Origin of the sequence: Duganella sp. OV510, assembly GCF_900100205.1 — a bacterium.
In the GTDB taxonomy this organism is placed as follows: domain Bacteria; phylum Pseudomonadota; class Gammaproteobacteria; order Burkholderiales; family Burkholderiaceae_D; genus Rugamonas.
Map to the genome: position 1 here is coordinate 380,048 of NZ_FNEQ01000002.1, position 18,044 is coordinate 398,091.

9 protein-coding genes are annotated in these 18,044 nt (G+C 60.9%); 5 read left to right on the top strand and 4 right to left on the bottom strand.

Annotated elements, in window-relative coordinates; genetic code table 11:
- Positions 1–58: 58 nt before the first annotated feature.
- Both BLS51_RS08805 and BLS51_RS29260 read left to right on the top strand, forming a co-directional pair.
- On the top strand, positions 59–2,500 hold the full coding sequence (locus BLS51_RS08805; protein ID WP_090181510.1) for a TIM-barrel domain-containing protein: 2,442 nt from the start codon (positions 59–61) through the stop codon (positions 2,498–2,500).
- A gap of 72 nt (positions 2,501–2,572) precedes the next feature.
- Positions 2,573–3,484, top strand: coding sequence for a hypothetical protein (locus BLS51_RS29260; protein WP_090181508.1), 912 nt, complete (start codon positions 2,573–2,575; stop codon positions 3,482–3,484).
- 62 nt (positions 3,485–3,546) lie between these two features.
- On the opposite strand, the gene BLS51_RS08815 is transcribed toward BLS51_RS29260, so the two are convergent.
- Positions 3,547–5,181, bottom strand: a complete 1,635-nt coding sequence (locus tag BLS51_RS08815) for an ATP-binding domain-containing protein (RefSeq protein WP_090181506.1) — start codon at positions 5,179–5,181, stop codon at positions 3,547–3,549.
- Positions 5,182–5,283: 102 nt separating this feature from the next.
- On the opposite strand from BLS51_RS08815, the gene BLS51_RS08820 reads away from it, so the two are divergent.
- Positions 5,284–7,098 carry a M2 family metallopeptidase gene (locus tag BLS51_RS08820; protein WP_090181504.1) on the top strand — a complete coding sequence of 605 codons (1,815 nt, stop codon included), beginning with the start codon at positions 5,284–5,286 and terminating at the stop codon, positions 7,096–7,098.
- A 38-nt stretch (positions 7,099–7,136) separates the two neighbouring features.
- Here BLS51_RS08820 and BLS51_RS08825 read toward each other — a convergent pair whose 3' ends face one another.
- Both BLS51_RS08825 and BLS51_RS08830 read right to left on the bottom strand, forming a co-directional pair.
- Positions 7,137–7,751: a hypothetical protein gene (locus BLS51_RS08825; protein WP_090181502.1), complete on the bottom strand. Its 615-nt coding sequence runs from the start codon at positions 7,749–7,751 to the stop codon at positions 7,137–7,139.
- Positions 7,752–7,954: 203 nt separating this feature from the next.
- Positions 7,955–10,696 carry a TonB-dependent receptor gene (locus BLS51_RS08830; protein WP_090181500.1) on the bottom strand — a complete coding sequence of 914 codons (2,742 nt, stop codon included), beginning with the start codon at positions 10,694–10,696 and terminating at the stop codon, positions 7,955–7,957.
- A 512-nt stretch (positions 10,697–11,208) separates the two neighbouring features.
- Here BLS51_RS08830 and BLS51_RS08835 point away from each other — a divergent pair.
- On the top strand, positions 11,209–13,068 hold the full coding sequence (locus BLS51_RS08835; RefSeq protein WP_090181498.1) for a glycoside hydrolase family 13 protein: 1,860 nt from the start codon (positions 11,209–11,211) through the stop codon (positions 13,066–13,068).
- Positions 13,065–16,385 carry an alpha/beta hydrolase-fold protein gene (locus BLS51_RS08840; protein ID WP_229207498.1) on the top strand — a complete coding sequence of 1,107 codons (3,321 nt, stop codon included), beginning with the start codon at positions 13,065–13,067 and terminating at the stop codon, positions 16,383–16,385. The genes BLS51_RS08835 and BLS51_RS08840 overlap by 4 nt, the downstream gene beginning before the upstream one ends.
- Here the strand turns inward: BLS51_RS08840 and BLS51_RS08845 are convergent.
- Positions 16,375–18,003 (bottom strand): methyl-accepting chemotaxis protein, encoded by a 1,629-nt coding sequence (locus BLS51_RS08845; RefSeq protein WP_090181496.1) that lies wholly within the window; start codon positions 18,001–18,003, stop codon positions 16,375–16,377. The two genes, BLS51_RS08840 and BLS51_RS08845, sit on opposite strands and share 11 nt — an antisense overlap.
- Positions 18,004–18,044 lie beyond the last annotated feature (41 nt).

The window sequence follows — 18,044 nt, forward strand, 5'->3', positions numbered from 1 at the left end:
CTATGGTGTCAAATGTAGCCAAACAACAAAACCCCAGACAACCACTGAGACCGAGTTCATGACCATTAACTCCTTTGCAACAATGGCCGCCGTTACGCTGCTGGCCAGCCAGACCGCGCTGGCGCAAAACGCCGACCGCAAGTTCGACAGCGTCGCCCAGCGCGACGGCCACCTGGAAGTCCGCACCAGCGACGGCAGCTACCTGATCAAGCCCTACTCTGCCGGCATCATCGAAACCACCTTCGTGCCGAACGGCGAAAGCGCCGATCCGGCGTCGCACGCCGTGGTGCTGGCGCCGCAAGCCGTCAAGACCTCGCTCAAGCAAAAAGCCGGCAGCATCGAATATGCCACACCTGGGCTGGTGGTCACCATTACCAAGTCGCCCTTCCGCATCGCTTATGCATACAAGGGCAAGCCGCTGGTCGCCGAGAAGCGCGGCTACATCCGCGTCAAGGACGATGTGGCCACCGGCAGCAAGGATATCAACAAAGGCGAGGCGCGCGAACTGGAAGCCATCGAGTTCGCGCTGGACAAGAACGAGGCCTTGTACGGCGCTGGTTCGCGCGCGGTCGGCATGGACCGTCGCGGCCATCGCTTCACGCTGTATAACAAGGCGCACTACGGCTACGGCGACCGTTCGGAGCTGATGGGCTATACGATGCCGGTCGCGCTGTCGTCGAAACTGTACGCGATCCACTTCGACAATCCGCAGATCGGCTACCTCGATTTCGACAGCAAGAAGAACAACAGCCTGACCTATGAAGCCATTGGCGGCCGCAAGACCTATCAGGTGATCGCTGGCGACACGTGGGAAGACGTAGTCGGCAACTACACCAGCCTGACCGGCAAGCAGCCATTGCCGCCGCGCTGGGCCTTCGGCAATTTCGCCATGCGCTTCGGCTATCACAACGAGAAGGAAGCGCGCGACACGGTCGACAAGTTCATCGCCGACGATATCCCGCTGGATGCGATCGTGTTTGACCTGTACTGGTTCGGCAAGGAAGTCAAAGGCACGATGGGCAACCTGGCCTGGGACAAGGATAGCTTCCCGCAGCCGGAGGCGATGATTGCCGACTTCCGCAACAAAGGTGTGCAGACGGTGGTGATTACCGAGCCGTTTGTGGTCGACACCTCGAAGCGCTGGCAGGAAGCCGTCGACAAGAAAGTGCTGGGCACCGGCGCGGATGGCAAGCCACTGGCGTATGACTTCTTCTTCGGCCACACTGGGCTGATCGATATTTTCAGCCAGCCGGGCAAGGACTGGTTCTGGGATATCTACAAAGGCTTGCGCCAGCAGGGCGTGGCCGGCGTGTGGGGCGATCTCGGGGAGCCGGAAGTGCACCCGACCGAGCTGCGTCACGCCACCGGCACGGCCGACCAGCTGCACAACATCTACGGCCACCAGTGGGCTGGCCTGGTAGCGGAGGGCTATCAGAAAGACTTCCCGGCCGAGCGGCCATTCATCCTGATGCGCGCCGGTTACTCGGGCACGCAGCGCTACGGCATCCTGCCGTGGTCTGGCGATGTCAATCGCGGCTGGGATGGATTGCAATCGCAGCCGGAGATCGCGCTGCAGATGGGCATGCAGGGCCTGGGCTATATGCACTCGGACCTGGGCGGCTTCGCCAATCCGGTGCGGGACGACGAGCTGTATCAGCGCTGGTTGCAGTACGGCGTGTTCCAGCCGGTGTTCCGTCCGCACGCGCAGGAAGAAGTGCCGTCGGAGCCGGTGTATCGCGAAGAGAAGACCAAGGCGCTGGCGCGCGAAGCGATCCGCCTGCGCTATCGCCTGCTGCCGTATAACTACACGCTGGGCTTCGACAACAACCAGCAAGGCTTGCCGCTGATGCGTCCGATGCTGTACGAGGAACCGGGCAACGCCAAGGTACGCGCAATGTCATCGACCTACCTGTGGGGCAAGGACATGCTGGTGACGCCGGTGTTGAAGCGGGGTCAGAAGACGGCTGAGGTCTACTTCCCTGCCCGCAGCGCGTGGTTCGATTTCTACACCGGCGAGCAGCAGGCCGGTGGCGCCACGCGCGCCGTTACGCTGACGCCGGACCATGTGCCGGTCTACGTCCGCGCCGGCGCATTCATCCCGATGGTGAAAGTAGTCCAGACCACGCGCGACTACAACACCCGCAATCTCGAACTGCATTACTGGCACGACGCTTCCGTGCGCAGCGCTGCCGGCAAGCTGTATGACGACGATGGACTGACCGCGCAAGCCTACGAGCAAGGCAAGTACGAGCTGGTACGCTTCAGCAGCAAGCTGCAAGGCAAGGCGCTGTCACTGCGGGTAGCGTCGGAAGTCGGCAAGCAGTATCAGCGTCCGGAACGGGCGATCGCGCTGACCGTGCACAATGTCACCTCGGCACCATCGTCGGTGCGCGTGGACGGCAAGGTCGTGGTCTTCGCCTGGAATGAAAATACCTTCCAGCTCACGGTGGAGCTTCCAGCCAGTGATGCCGCCAACCGCAGCATAAACATAGCGCTGTAATCCAGTTCCCCGCTCACGAAACGGGGAAGCTAGAATGTCGCCATTACCGAATCTTTTACGCAAGAGGGCGCTTTGGCGACATCAAAAAATTCACATCCAAATGCTTCGGACACGAGTCACCTGACTTGGATCGACTTTCTCAAGACCATTTTCGCGGTAGATAAAGTTCGCACGGCAAAACATCTGCACGCAAAATTCTCACTTGAACAACTGGCGAAGTGCGTATCTGCGATATCGGCTGTCTGCTTCGCCATTGGACTACTGTGCACCTCCTTCTACTTTGCCTCCGTTTCGCTTCGCCCGTTCGAGCCTGTCAGCGTACAACAGATATTCCTTGGCGGACTTTATCTTGTACTCACTGGACTGACCCTGCTTGTTCCAGCGCGACTGGGAGTGCGCTCAGTCATTGGCTGGTTGATTCAGTTGGCAGCAGCGATACTGCTAATCTTCGATAAGCAGTTTCTCAATCAGCTGGCCTACCTCATGGGACACAATGGCACGCATATACCCAATAGTCATTTCTCCTTGATTGTCTTCGACAAAGGCGAAGGGCTATTTTTCTTTCTAGCGGCATCGATCGCTTTTCATTCGCTTTCAGCTCATCTGAAAGTAAAACAAGGCATCACCACTCTCAGCGTACTCGTCAGGCTATCAATTAGCGTCCTGGTGTCGCTCCTGGCTTTTAGTACAGCTGTCTACCCACGCATTCCTCTTGCATTGGGTGGCGGAGACTTCCCTGTCATGCGTATAGAATTCGACAAGGACACCCCCTATGTGATCACGTCACGATTCGACATATCGAACAACGTTCCAAAATATCAGGGACACAAATACTATGCGCGTTTACTGCATAGCGAGAAGGATGTGCTGTACCTTACCTCCCTGTTCTGGTACAACAACACCGTAGTTGAGGTACCAAGCAAGCACATCATTGTTGCGGAGTATGGCGACTACAATCCAACTACCTACATCCTTCCAGATTGACGAGTTACCTCCCTGCCTCAGGATTGGGATTTTTCTGGCGATCTTACCAATCTTGCGCAAGCTCAAAGACGGTCCAGCAGTTGCTGTTCGGCGCGGTCGCTCAACACCAGCACCAGTTTGAGGCGCGCGCGCGTCATGCCGACGAAGAGTTTGCGCAGCACCAGCTGGTTCATGTTTTCGAAATCGATTTCGGTAAAGATGATGGCGGGCGCGGACTGGCCCTTGAAGCGGTAGACCGATTCCGCCAGCAAGCCGCCATCGCGGTACTGCGGATTGCCGAACAAGTCGTATTCGCCGGTGAAGGACTTCAGCGTATGCACCTCGCTTAGCTGGTCGAGATGCAGGATCACCGACTTCTCGCGCCCGCGGAACGATGCGATCGCGATGTCATGCCGCGCGAAGCCGGCCGACAGGCATGAGGTGATGGCCTTGCGCGTCTGCGCCAGCATCGCTTCGGTATCGCCGTGCGGATACACCAGTTCTTCGATGTCCGCGCCTTTGAACGGGCTGCCCGCTTCCACCGGCGTTTGCGTTGCGCCGATTGAGGCCAGGATGTCGACGATCTGGCGCGGGCTGCGGTAGTTGGTGTCGGAGTGCATCGTGACCCAGCCGGGCAGCGCCACGCTGTCTTTGCCGTACAGGTTCTGGTTCGGGTCTTCCAGCCAGATCGCGCGGCCGTCCTCCTTCAACATGCGCAGCAGGATGTCGCGCCAGGTCTCGGAGAAGTCCTGGCCCTCGTCGACGATCAGCACGTCGTACCGCCAGTCTTCCGGCAGCTCGGAGGACGCCATCTGCGCTTCGATTTCGCTCCACACATCCGGCGCGGCGTAATTCGGGATCTGTCCGCGCTGGCGGGCAAAGGCGTCGCTCAGCGAATGGAAACTGGTTACCCGGCCGCCAGGCGGCATCAGGCTTTCGATATGATCGGCCAGCGGCCGGTTGTAGCACACGTATAGCGGACGCAGACCGGCGTCGATGGCGGCGCCGTATTCCGATAGCGCCAGCTGCGTCTTGCCGCTGCCGGCCGTGCCCACCACGCGCAGGCGGAACGGCTCGAACTCCAGCCGGTGTGCCCATGTCGCCAGGCCGCCCGACAGCCGCGCCACCATGCGCGCGGCATTACCGATCATCGCGCTGGGATCGGGACGCAGGCTAAGCATATTGCCAAGGAAGCGCGTTACCTTGTCGAACTGCGCGTCCGGCTTGGGATCGGTGACCGGCAAGATGTCGCGTACCATCTGCGCCAGGTTGTGCTTGCTGTTGGCGTCAATGATGTGACGCGGGTCCAGCCCGGCCAGATGCGGCTCGCGCACGATGTAGTCAGGGCAGTACAGCACATAGTCGATCGACAGCTCGGCGCCGAAACGCTCGGTCAGCACGCTGATGGAACGCATGATGTGCTGCGCCACCCTGCGCGGCTTGCCGGCGTACTGCTTCACCAGGCCGTCCGGCGTCTCGTTGAGGAAGCCAGCGATCTGCTCGATCAGCAGCACGCGCCCATTCGGCGCCACGATGACGAAGTCCACCTGATCGAAGGCCGAGTAGCCCTTCTCCACATTGGTCCAGTGGACGCCGTGGTAGATGTGATACGGCGCCTCCGCCAAGGTCGCATTCAGGTAGGCCAGCGTTTCAATCTCACGCGCCGCCGCGCCGGTTGCCGACATCTCTTGCCAGCCAGTAGGGTGAAGATGAGCCATATGGTGAACGCCGTAATAAAAAGCCTATTGTAAAACCAACTCCGGGTATGATTGTGCGCTATCGAACAATCGGTTCGATGGCTTAGATAAAACCCCAGGGAGATGTCTGTGACACCAAAAATTATCAGCACGCTGCTGGCCACCGCCCTCGCAGCCGCCAGCGCCACCGCGCTGGCCGCCCCCACCGCCAAACCGACCGCCGCCGAAGCCGAACGCTTCCTCGCCGACACCGAAGCCAAACTCAATAAGCTGAACAATGAACAGGCCCGCGCCGCGTGGGTCGGCTCGAATTTCATCACCGACGATACCGAAGCGATCGCTTCCTACTTCGCCGAACGCTACCTCAGCGCTTCCGGCGAAGCCGCCATCGGCGCGCGCCGCTTCAATGGCCTGAAGCTGTCAACAGCATCGGCACGCAAGCTGATGCTGCTGCAACAGACCGTGGTATTTGCCGATCCGAAGGAACGCGAGCAGTTCGCCACGCTGCAAGCGGCGCTGAACGGCGCCTACGGCAAAGCCAAATACTGCCCGCAAACCGGCGACTGCATGGCGCTGGGCGAAATGGAAAAAGTGCTGGCCACCAGCCGCGATGAGGCCAAGCTGAAAGAGATGTGGCTGGGCTGGCACGCGCAGGCGCAAGACTACAAGCAGAAATACGCCGACTACATTGCCCTGTCCAACAAGGGCGCGCAACAGATGGGCTTTGCCGACACCGGCGCCCTGTGGCGCTCGCAGTACGACATGCCGCCTGAGGCTTTCTCGGCCGAGATGGAGCGCCTGTGGCAGCAGGTCAAACCGCTGTACGATTCGCTGCACACCTACACCCGCTACAAGCTGCGCGCCACCTACGGCGCCGACGTGGTGCCGCTGACCGGCCCGATTCCGTCCCACCTGTTCGGCAATATGTGGAGCCAGAGCTGGAACAATCTGTACCCGATCCTGAAGCCGGCCAACAGCACCAGCAGCTACGACCTGGGCAAAGTGCTGGAACAGCGCAAGACCGACGCCAAACAGATGACCAAGTATGCCGAGGGCTTCTACACTTCGCTGGGCATGCAAAAGCTGCCGGCGACGTTCTGGGAGCGCTCGCTGCTGACCAAGCCGCGCGACCGTGACGTGGTGTGCCACGCCTCCGCCTGGCCGATGAACGAAAAGGATGATGTGCGCATCAAGATGTGCATCACGCCGACTGCGGAAGACTTCACCACCATTCACCACGAACTGGGCCACGTCTACTACTTCCTCGGCTACACCAGGCAGCCTTTCCTGTTCCGCAATGGCGCCAACGATGGCTTCCATGAAGCCATCGGCGACACCGTGGCGCTGTCGATCACGCCAGCCTATCTGAAGCAGGTCGGCCTGATGGACCAGGAGCCGGACGTCAACGCCGATATCCCGCAACTGCTGGAACGTGCGCTGTCCAAGGTGGCGATCCTGCCGTTTGCCTACACCATGGACAAATGGCGCTGGGATGTCTACGCCGGCAAGACCAAGCCTGCTGATTACGACAAGCGCTGGTGGCAGCTGCGCGAGGAGTACATGGGCATGAAGCGCCCGGCGCCCGGTGATGACGCCAAGGGCTTTGACGCCGGCGCCAAGTACCATGTGGCCGCTGACGTTTCGTACGCACGCTACTTCCTGGCCGACATGCTGCAATTCCAGTTCCACCGTGCGCTGTGCCGCGAGGCCGGCTATAGCGGCCCGCTGAACCGCTGCTCGGTCTACGGCAATGCCAAGGCTGGCGCCAAGCTGCAACAGCTGCTGGAACTGGGCGCGTCGAAGCCATGGCCGGAAGCGTTGAAAGCCATCTCGGGCGAAGACAAGATCGACGGCAACGCGCTGCTCGAATACTTCGCACCGCTGAAGACCTGGCTGGATCAGCAAAACGCTGCTTTCGCAGCGGCCGAGAAGAAGTAAGCCTCCACCAGGGCAGCAGCTCTGCTGCCCTGTTCTGTTTATTCAAAAGCGACGTCTTCAAGACGGAAGCGGAACTTGCGGCGCTCCGGCAGCGTCCAGCCTTCACCGGGAGACGTATCGCGCGGGGCGGCGGGAACCGGTGCCGCAGTTGATGTTACCGCTGTCACCGCGACCACGTCCTGCTGCGGCGCGATTGCCGCAGCAGGATGTGCTTTGCGCACTTCTTCCTGTTCACGGAAGATTTCTCTGCGCAGCACACAAGCCAGCTTGAACTGCTTGTCGCCAGGCCGTCGGATATAGAGGTCGCTCCAGGCATTTCGATTCGAGCGCGCAAACGAGCGAGCGAATTGGTTTGGTGACATTACCTTGCCTTGGTGGACAAGCTGATCGCCCTCAACGCACGCGTAATTGTGCTCTCCGTAGCTCCATGAACGCACAACAGTGCCTTCCGGAAGAAACACGCTTTTCCATTGGTAGCCGTGTAGTCCATTCGGATCGGCAGTCTTGTGGCGTTGCGTCAGGTCGGCCAACCACAACTCTACCGCCGTAGTAATGGCCTCCGAGATGTCTTGCGTGCCCTGGCGGCGTTTCAGTTGTTCAACAAGACTGAGCAGGGTGTCCGTAGGTAGCTGCACACTCACTGTGGTAAACATTCTTTTTTCTCCTCTCTTTTCTTCTCTTTTCTCCTATTTAGATCTGCAGAAGCGAAAAGAGTTCAAAAAAGAGGAAAAGAGAAGAAAAGAGAAGGCGAAGCAGAAGGTTTACCACAGGGAGGCGGTACAGAGAGCCATACCTTGATACCCATGAAAAAAATGGCGTCCCCTGGGACGCCATTCTTGTTTCCGGCTAAATCAGCTTAGAACTTGTAGTTCAGGCCGGCCAGCACGGTGCGGCCGTATTTCGCGTATTCCAGCTGTTGCGAACGGTCGCCGTTGTAGGTCTCGTAGGCGGCGTTGCGCAGGTTGTTAATCTGCAGCACCAGGCCGACACCCTTCATCGCGCCGCTGTTGAAGGTGTAACCAACCTGGAAGTCGATCACGTTTTCACCGACGACATAACGCAGCGTGCGGTCGTTGGAGAAGTTGCCGATCTCACCGACGAAGTCCGAACGGCGACGCTGGCTGACACGGGTTTCGAAACCATCTTTCTCGTAGTAAGCGGTCAGGTTGGTCGTACGCTTCGACAGGCCTGGCAGCGGAATGTTCGAGCCGATATTGCTGCTCGGGTCCTGGATCGAGATCGCGCTTTCGGTGTAGGTGGTGCTGGCGCTGATGCCGAAGCCGTCCAGCGATTTGCTGATCATGTTCAGCGGCATCGAGCCCGACAGTTCAACACCCTTCAGGATACCGCCCTTGCCGTTGTACGCAGCGGTGTAGGTACCGATGTTGGTCAGCGGTGGCAGCGTGCCGGTTGGGTAGGTGGTTGGCAGATAGGCCGAGAAGTCATATGGACGGCCCTGGGTGAAGATGTAGGTATCCAGCTTCTTGAAGAAGCCCGCCACAGCGAAGTACGCCTTCTTGTCGAAGTATTTCTCGTACGAGATATCGAACGCCTTGGCGCGCCATGGATCCAGACGGGCGTTGCCGCCGCTGGCGCCAGGTTCACGCTTGGTGTTGTCGATGCCGATTTCCAGTGCCGAGCGCAGCTGATCGATACGTGGGCGAGCCAGTTGCTTGGCCAGTGCCACACGTACGGTCTGCTGGTTCTCGAAGCCGAACGCCAGGTTCATGCTTGGCAGGTAGTCGGTATAGCTCTTGCCGTCATGCACAGGCTTGACCGGGTTGGTGCCGGCTGCCGCAGTATTGTCGTAGTAACGCGAATCCGACGACTGGTTGGTGTGCTGGATCTGCACGCCGATGTTGCCGCGCAGGCTGACCGATGGGCTCAGTTCAGCATCGATATTGGCCTTGGCGTAGGTGGTGGCGATCTTCTCGTTCACGACCCAGGTTTTCGGAATCAGGTAGTTCAGGTCGTCGACCGGTGCAAACGACATATACTGGCTGACCATGGCTGGCACGTTCCAGGTTGGAATCGAACCGGCGCCGGCGAAGCCGAGGTCGGCCAGGCCGTATTGCAGGTTGCCCGGCACGGAAACGTCCGCGCCCACCAGATTGATCGAACCCTCAGGCTGGCGTTTGCTCTTGCTGCGGTCGGCGTAGTTGATGCCGAAGTCGACGCTGGAGAACGCCTTTTCCCACGAGCCGGTGATCGGCACGTTGATGGCCAGCTTGGCGCTCTTCAGTTCATCTTCGATGCTCGGCGTCTTGCCGTAGCCGGAACCATAGATCGTATTACCGATGTACAGGTTGCTGGCGTTGCCATAGTTCAGGCCTGGAGTCATCTGCGAGAAGCCGCCATTGCCGTACACCAGGTTGACCTTGTCCAGCAGGGCCGAGGCGCCGCCGTTGCTGTATTGCAGATTGTTTTCCAGGCTCAGCTCATCGCGCTTGGCCTTGGAGTAGCTCAGGTCGGCGACAACGCTGAAGTCCTGGGTCTTGAATTCATTGTTCCAGCCGATCGCGCGGATATCATCCTTGCGCTTGTTGTACATGCCGCGCACCAGCGGACGCACATTGTTCATCGTGCCGCTGGCGATGGTGCCGTCGGCGACGGTGACCGGATTGTAGCTGGACTCGCCCTGCGACAGCGAAATCTCCAGCTGGTTGGCGGTTTCTTCAGCCTTGAAGCGCGACGCGTAGACATCCAGAGTGCTGGTCCATTGCTTGTTCGGACGGTATTGCAGCACGCCCATCAGGCCATCACGTTCGTTGCGGCCGCTGCGCGCCACCGCCTTGATGCCGTTGGCGGAGAAGGTGTTGGCCGGCAGGCCGGTGCGCGAGTCCAGCGTCCATGGCTCATACAAGCCGGTTTCATTGGACAGGATAGGCGTTTCCAGGCGGGCGTAGCCCAGTGCGATACCGATCGTGCGGTTGGCGAACTGGTCGATGTAGCTGGCGCTGAAGCGGGTGCCGGTGTCCTTGGCGTTGGCGATCTTGCCCAGCGAGTTCTTCTCGCCACGGGCGTTCAGCGCCACGGTGCGGCCGCTGAAGTTCAGTGGGCGCACGGTTTGCATGTCGATGGTGCCGGACAGGCCCTGGCCAACCAGGCTGGCGTCCGGAGTTTTGTAGACGGTGACGCCAGCCATCAGTTCCGATGGGTACTGGTCGAACTCGACGCTGCGGTTGTCGCCGGTCGAGACTTGCTCGCGGCCATTCAGCAGGGTGGTGGCGAAGTCCGGCGACAGGCCGCGCACCGAGATCACTTGCGCACGGCCGGCAACGCGCTGGGCGGCCAGGCCTGGCAGGCGCGAGATCGATTCAGCGATCGAGACGTCCGGCAGCTTGCCGATGTCTTCGGCCGAAATGGCTTCGACGATCGAGCTGGCGTCTTTCTTGACCGAGATCGCGTCTTCGATACCGCGGCGGATACCGGCCACGGTGACCGACATGACTTTCGGCTCTTCGGCGGCTGGCGCTTCGGCGGCGGTGGTTTGCGCATAGGCTGGCGCGGCGGCAGCAGCGATCAGCAGGGCGCAACCAGCGGCGACAGGTTTCAATGGGAATGCGGTGTGGCTACGCTTATTTGCGAAGATGTTCATTTAATGTCCCCTCTCATGACACAAAATTTAAGTCCCGCAAAGAGCTGCACTACACGGGAACCAAGGAATGACGACGTTCTAAAGACGTTCTGGGGAAGAATTCTGTACTAAAACTAGATTGTGTGTCAATCAAACTTCCCTGCCACTACGGATTACAAGCCTCGCACATCAAGGCTTGCCCTACGATAGCCGCATTGACGTTGTATTTCGGCTACAAGAGAATGATCGCCAACTTGTAGTAGAACTACAGGCCACACACCAAATAGCAGCTTTTATGAAAACAAAACTCACGCTACAACCAGGTTCAGGCAAGCAAATTGACAGGATTTTCCGACGTGAAACTAATTTTGAAGGAAAATAACGAAGAATATGTATCTGGAGTAAATTTTATCGTCGTGAATGCGTTTGATATCGCAGCGATTTACGCGTATTCTCTCGAAAAATCAACGCACTAAGCCTGATCAAGCAAAAAAATACGGGCATGTAGTACGACTACCTAAAACGGAGACCGCATGAAAAAAGCCCTGCTGGCGACCTTATTCGCCGCCCTCACGCCCGCCATCGCCGGCGCCGCACCACACCCCTACCGCATCGATCACATGGATCCGCCGCTGTGGTGGACCGGCATGCACAACAGCAAGCTGCAACTGATGGTACACGGTCCGCAAATTGCGGATCTGGACCCGGCACTGAACTATCCGGGCGTGCGCATCGCCAGCGTATCGCGCGTGGCCAGCCGTAATTACCTGTTTATCGATCTGGAGATCGCCCCCGAGGCCAGGCCTGGCAAGCTGGAGCTGGTATTCCAGCGCGGTACGCAAAGCATCCGCTACCCGTATGAACTGCTGGCGCGGGCAGCCGGCTCGGCGCAGCGCGCCGGCTTCAACAGCGCCGACGCCATTTATCAAGTGATGCCGGACCGCTTTGCCAACGGCGACCAGGGCAACGACAGCGTGGCCCGCTATGCCGACCAGCTGAATCGCGCCGATGGCTCGGGACGGCACGGCGGCGACATACAGGGCATCATCAATCATCTGGACTATGTGGCCGGCATGGGCTTCACCCAGCTGTGGCCGACGCCGCTGCTGGAATCGAATATGCCGCACGGCTCCTACCACGGCTACGCCTCCACCGACCATTACCGCATCGACCCGCGCTACGGCAGCAACCAAGGTTTCCGCCAGCTGGTGACGCAGGCGCGCGCCAAAGGCATCGGCGTGATACAGGACGTGGTGCTGAACCACATCGGCAACAAGCACTGGTGGATGCAGGACATGCCGATGCCGGACTGGCTGACCTACCAGGGCAAGTATGTGCCGACTGCGCACCACCGCGTGGCGGTGCAGGACCCGTATGCATCGGACGAGGACAAGCGCAACTTCACGCAGGGCTGGTTCGTGCAGGGCATGCCGGACCTGAACCAGGCCAATCCCTACGTGGCCAACTACCTGATCCAGAACAGCATCTGGTGGATCGAATACGCCGGCCTGTCCGGCCTGCGCGTGGATACCTACGGCTATTCGAATACCGACTTCCTCAGCCGCTGGTCCGGCGCGGTGATGGCCGAGTATCCGCAACTGAACCTGGTGGGCGAGGAATGGAGCCCGCTGATACCGGTGGTGGCGCACTGGCAGCGCGGCAAGCGGAATTTCGACGGCTACGTGTCGCACATGCCAAGCATGATGGACTTCCCCCTGAACGACGCCTTGCGCCGCGCGCTGGTGGCGCCGGACGGCGCCGAGCAAAGCCTGACCACGCTGTACGAAACGCTGTCACAGGATTATCTGTATCCGGATGCGGCCAATCTGGTCCTGTTTGAAGGCAACCATGACCTGTCGCGCATCTACAACGCGCTCGACGAAGACCAGGATCTGTTCCGCATGGCGATGGCGGTGGTGGCGACGCTGCCGCGCATTCCGCAGTTCTACGCGGGCACCGAGATCCAGATGACCAGCACCACCAAGGGCCGCGACGACGCTTCCTATCGCCGCGACTTCCCTGGCGGCTGGGCGGGCGACAAGGTGAACGCCTTCACCGGCGAGGGACTGACGCAGCAGCAGGCCAGCGCGCAGGCCTACATCCGCAAGCTGCTCAACTGGCGCAAAACCGCCGGCGTGATTCATCACGGGAAGCTGATGCACTATGGGCCGGAACAGAACACCTATGTGTATTTCCGCTACGACGGTGCCAAAAAAGTGATGGTGGCGCTGAATAAGAACAAGACCGACACCACGCTGCCAACCGCGCGCTTCCATGAAATGCTGAATGGCGCGCGCGCAGGTGTGGATGTCATCAGCGGCCAGCGTGTATCGCTGGACGGACAAGTGACATTGCCGGCACGTTCCGCACTGATACTGGAGATCGAACAATGAAGCAAACCACCGCGCGCACACAACGCCACCCTGCCCCGCTTGCCGCGCTCCGCCCGTCTGCCGTGATGCGCGCTGTGGCGCTGGCCATCGGCTCGCTCGCATTGACCGCACACGCCACACCGGGCACCGCCAATGCAAGCTATCCCACCTGGGACGGCAAGCAGGAAACCGTCCGCTACGCCACGCCGGATGACGGCGCCGCACTGCGCAGCTATACGCAATCCACCACCATGCGCGTGCGCGAAGGCGGCAAGCAGGAAATCAGCTACACGGAATCTGCCGCGCTGCCAACGGTCCGCAGCGGCAACCTGGCCTTTGATGCGCTGTTCGCGCTGGCCGGCGCCGAGATGAAACTGGACTCGGTCAGCGAAATCCGCGACGGCAGCTATAACGGCGGCAACGCCATCCCTTGCGAGTGCTTTGAAACCGGCGAGTTGTGGCACTACGTCTGGACGCGCGACCTGTCCTACGCTGCTTCGCTGGGCCTGGGCATGCTGGACCCGCAGCGCACCCGCAATTCACTGGAGTTCAAAATGGCCGGCTACCGCGACGGCGTGCAAGGCGGCCTGCACGCCGTCAACAACGACAACGGCTATCAGATCGTGCAGGACACCGGCAGCGGCGGCAGCTGGCCAGTCAGCACCGACCGCGTCACCTGGGCCTTTGGCGCCGACGAAGCCTTGAAAGCGCTGCCGCCAGCAGAACGCAAAGTCTTCGCCGAAAAAGCCCTGCGCGCGCTGCGCAACACGCTGGAGAATGACCGCATTGCCATCTGGGACGCTGCCGACGGTTTGTACAACGGCGAAGAATCCTTCCTCGACTGGCGCGACCAGACTTATGCTGCGTGGATGCCGAACGAGCTGTCCTTCATGGCGACCTCGAAAGCGCTGTCCACCAATGCGGCGCACTACAAGGCGCTGACGCTGGCCGCGCAACTGGCCGCCGAACAGGGCGACCGCGCCGCCGCAGCACGTTATGGCGGCTGGGCGACTGCCTTGAAAGCCGCCATCAACAAACGCTTCTGGCAAGCCGACAGCGGCATGTACAGCAGCGTGACGGCCGGCCACTTCGACGGCGCGGCCATGTACAAGTACGACTGGCTGGGCCAGTCGCTGGCGATCGTTACCGGCATCGCCGATCAGCGACAGGCGCAGAGCATTCTTGCGCATTATCCGCATGGCCCGCTGGGCGCGCCGGTCATCTGGCCGCAGCAGTCGGATACCGCCGTATATCACAACCGCGCGATGTGGCCATTCGTTACCGCCTACGGCCTGAAGGCAGCGGCGCTTGGCGGCAACGTCGCCGTGGCCGATGCGGCTTACGATACGCTGATGCGCGGCGCCGCCACCAATCTGTCCAATATGGAAAACCTGGAATGGCTGTCCGGCCAGCCAATGCTGGATGATGGCAAGCTGAGTGGCCCGGTGGTCAACTCGCGTCGTCAGTTGTGGTCTGTCGGTGGCTATCTCGGCATGGTGGTCGGCAGCGTGTTTGGCGTGCAGACCACCAACGAAGGCATCGCGCTGCGGCCATTCATTACCGCCAAGCTGCGGCGCGAAGCGTTTGCCGGCAGCGATGCGATTACACTGAATAATCTGGCGCTGCGCGGCAAGCGCATCAGCGTGCGTATCGCGCTGCCGGCTGCGGCCAAGGGCAACGGCTACTACACGGTGGACCGCATCACGCTGAACGGCAAGCCGGCCGGCGCGTCGCTGGCGTGGGAAGCGCTCGGCGAGGACAACGTGGTCGAGATCCGTCTCGGCAAGCTGGCGGCCGGCCAGCAGACCAAGCGCAGCGTCAGCGGCAAGCCGCTGGTGCAGGATGCGGCAGTCTACGCGCCGGCCGAGCCGCGCATCACCCAACTGGAACGCGGCAGCTACGGCTTGCCGACGCTGCATATCGCCAGCGGCAACGCAGGCGCCACCCCGGACGCGACGGCGGGGGCGGCAGCTGCGGGCACCGGCGGCATCGTGTACAACATTTACCGCAACGGCCAACTGGTCGGCGCGCGCATTTCGGCGGCGACGTGGGCTGATCGCAACGCTGTCGCTGCAGACAATCTTTGCTACGCCGTCGAAGCAGTCTACGTCCGCTCCGGCAACCGCAGCCACCACAGCATGCCGGTCTGCCTGAACAACGGCCAGGAAATCGCCGTCGAGCGCCCGGCCTGGGGCGCCCCTGCCGACACCTTCGCACAAGAACTCAAGATCGACCGCGAAGGCAGCTACGCCATCCAGATCAAATACCGCAACACCGCCCACCAGATCAACCTGGGCGTCAGTGGCGGCGTCAAATGGGCAGCGCTGAAAGACAGCAGCGGCAACACCGTCGCCAACGCCGTCGTGCAACTGCCGCACTCACCGGCCGAAGAAGGCGCCAAGTATTCGACGCCGCTGCGCGCCAACCTGAAGCCAGGCAGCTACACGCTGCAACTGGACGACTTCTACAACATGAGCTACATGAAGAACAACGCCACCTACAGCGATGCGGGCGGCGTCAAAGGCCCATCCAACAAGTTCGACATCCAGGGCGTGCGCATTATGCCCGTACCGAAAAGTGAGGCCGCAAACAAGGCCATCGGCACCGGCACGCTGCGCATCGTCGACAACTTCGCCTCGCCGCAACTGGGCAACAGCCGCAAGCTGCGCATCTACCTGCCGCCCGGCTACGACGCCAACCCGCAACAGCGCTATCCGGTGCTCTACTTGCACGACGGCCAGAACCTGTTCGATCCCAAGACCGCCGCCTTCGGCGCCGCCTGGGAAATCGGCACCACCGTCGACAAGCTGATCGCCACCGGCGCCATCGAACCGATCATCGTGGTCGGCATCGACAACGCCGGCGAACAGCGCATCAACGAATACACGCCCTGCTGCGACAAGCAATACGGCGGCGGCAAGATCGACGCCTACGCCGCCTTCATCGTCGACACGGTCAAGCCCTGGGCCGATACCCAACTGCGCACGCTGAAGGACCGCGAGCACACCGCGATCATGGGCTCCTCACTGGGCGGCATCGCCTCGGTGTACATCGGCCAGAAATACCCGCAGGTATTCTCCAAGGCCGCCGGCGTATCCAGTTCGTTCTGGTGGAATGAGCAGATGTTCATCAAACAGCTGCCGCCGCGCTCACCGGTCAAGTTCTACCTCGACGCCGGCACCAACAACGACGGCATCGAAGACACCCGAAAAATGCGCGACGCCATGCAGGCCAAAGGCTATGACCTGTACTACCACGAAGCCGAAGGCGGCATCCACAATGAAAAATCGTGGGCCGCGCGCGTCGACATTCCGCTGACCTGGTTCTTCAGGAAGTAAGCTGCAAGGCGCGGCTGCGCGAGCGCGGCAAGGAAGCCGCGCCAGCCTGCTCATTCAGCTTGAAGATGCTGACCGCATCGCGCAGCCCCGCCGCCTGCTGCTCCAGCGAATCGGCGGCAGCCGCCGCCTCCTCCACCAGCGCGGCATTCTGCTGCGTCACGCTATCCATCTGGCTGATGGCAATGCTGATCTGCTCGATGCCATCGCGCTGCTCCACGCTGGCCACCGAAATCTCGCCAATGATGGCCGTCACGCGCTGCACGCTGGCCACCACCTCGGTCATCGTCTCGCCAGCGCGACCCACCAGCCGGCTGCCCTCCTCCACCCGGCCCACCGACGTGCCGATCAGCTCCTTGATCTCCTTGGCTGCCGCAGCCGAGCGCTGCGCCAGATTGCGCACCTCGGACGCCACCACGGCAAAGCCGCGTCCCTGCTCACCGGCGCGCGCCGCCTCCACCGCCGCATTCAGCGCCAGGATATTGGTCTGAAAAGCGATGCCGTCGATAACGCCGATGATGTCGACAATCTTGCGTGAGCTGTCATTGATCTCGCCCATGGTCTGCACCATCTGCGCCACCGCATCGCCGCCCTTGGCGGCAACCGAGGAAGCGGTATCGGCCAGCTTGCACGCCTCGCTGGCGTTGGCGTTATTCTGCTGCACAGTGGTGGTCAGTTCAACCATCGCAGCGGCGGTCTGCTCCAGCGAGCTGGCCTGTTCTTCGGTGCGGCCCGACAGATCCAGATTGCCGGCAGCGATTTCGGTCGCCGCCAGATGTATCGTCTCCGTCCCCGAGCGCACCTGGCCGACGATATTGCTCAAGTTGTGCTGCATGGCCTTCAAGGCGCCCAGCAAATCGCCAATCTCATCCCGGGTGCTGACCCGCACCTCGCTGCTCAAATCGCCGGATGCCACCGTCTGCGCCATGCTGACCGCCGCATCCAGCGGCCGCGTGATGCTGCGTATCAGCGACATCACGGTAACGCAGCCGACCACCAGCGTCACCAGCAGCGTCACGCCCATGGTGGCCAGCGTGCGGGCGTGGGCGGCAGCATTCTCCGCTTCCATGGCAGCGGTCAGGCGCACCGACTCCTTGCCGATGAAGTCGACGATATCATCGATTTTCCTGGTGGGTTCGCGGTCCATGCCCTTGACCAGCGCATCGACCACCTGTGCGCTTTCCGGATTGGCGGGATCGTATTTCTTCAGCGCCTCCAGGTAGCGCGCGACCAGCTCGTTCTGGGTGCTGATGGCTTCGCCCACCAGTGGCGTTTTCAGATCCAGCTTGCCAAGCAGGCCATCCAGCTTCTGCAACTCGCTACGGGTGCTTGCGCCGCCCTTGACGAAGGCCTGGCTGTAGCGGTCCAGCTGCGCCGTATCATTGCCGCGTATCAGAATGTTCTTCCATTCCTGCACCTGGATCTTGAACTCGACCTGCGCGCTGCGCGCCGTATCGATCGCCTGGCTCAAGGCGATCGAGCGCGCCATCGCGTCGGCGCTGCGCACATTGCTGTTTTCCAGCGCGCGCCAGCCAGCGAAGGCCACAATCGCGAGTGCGACAAAGAAGAATGCTCCTAGCAGCGCCAGGCGCACGCCTATCTTGAGATTGGCGAGTTTCATCGTTTCCTCCTCGGCAAGGGATGTGATCCATCATGCACGTG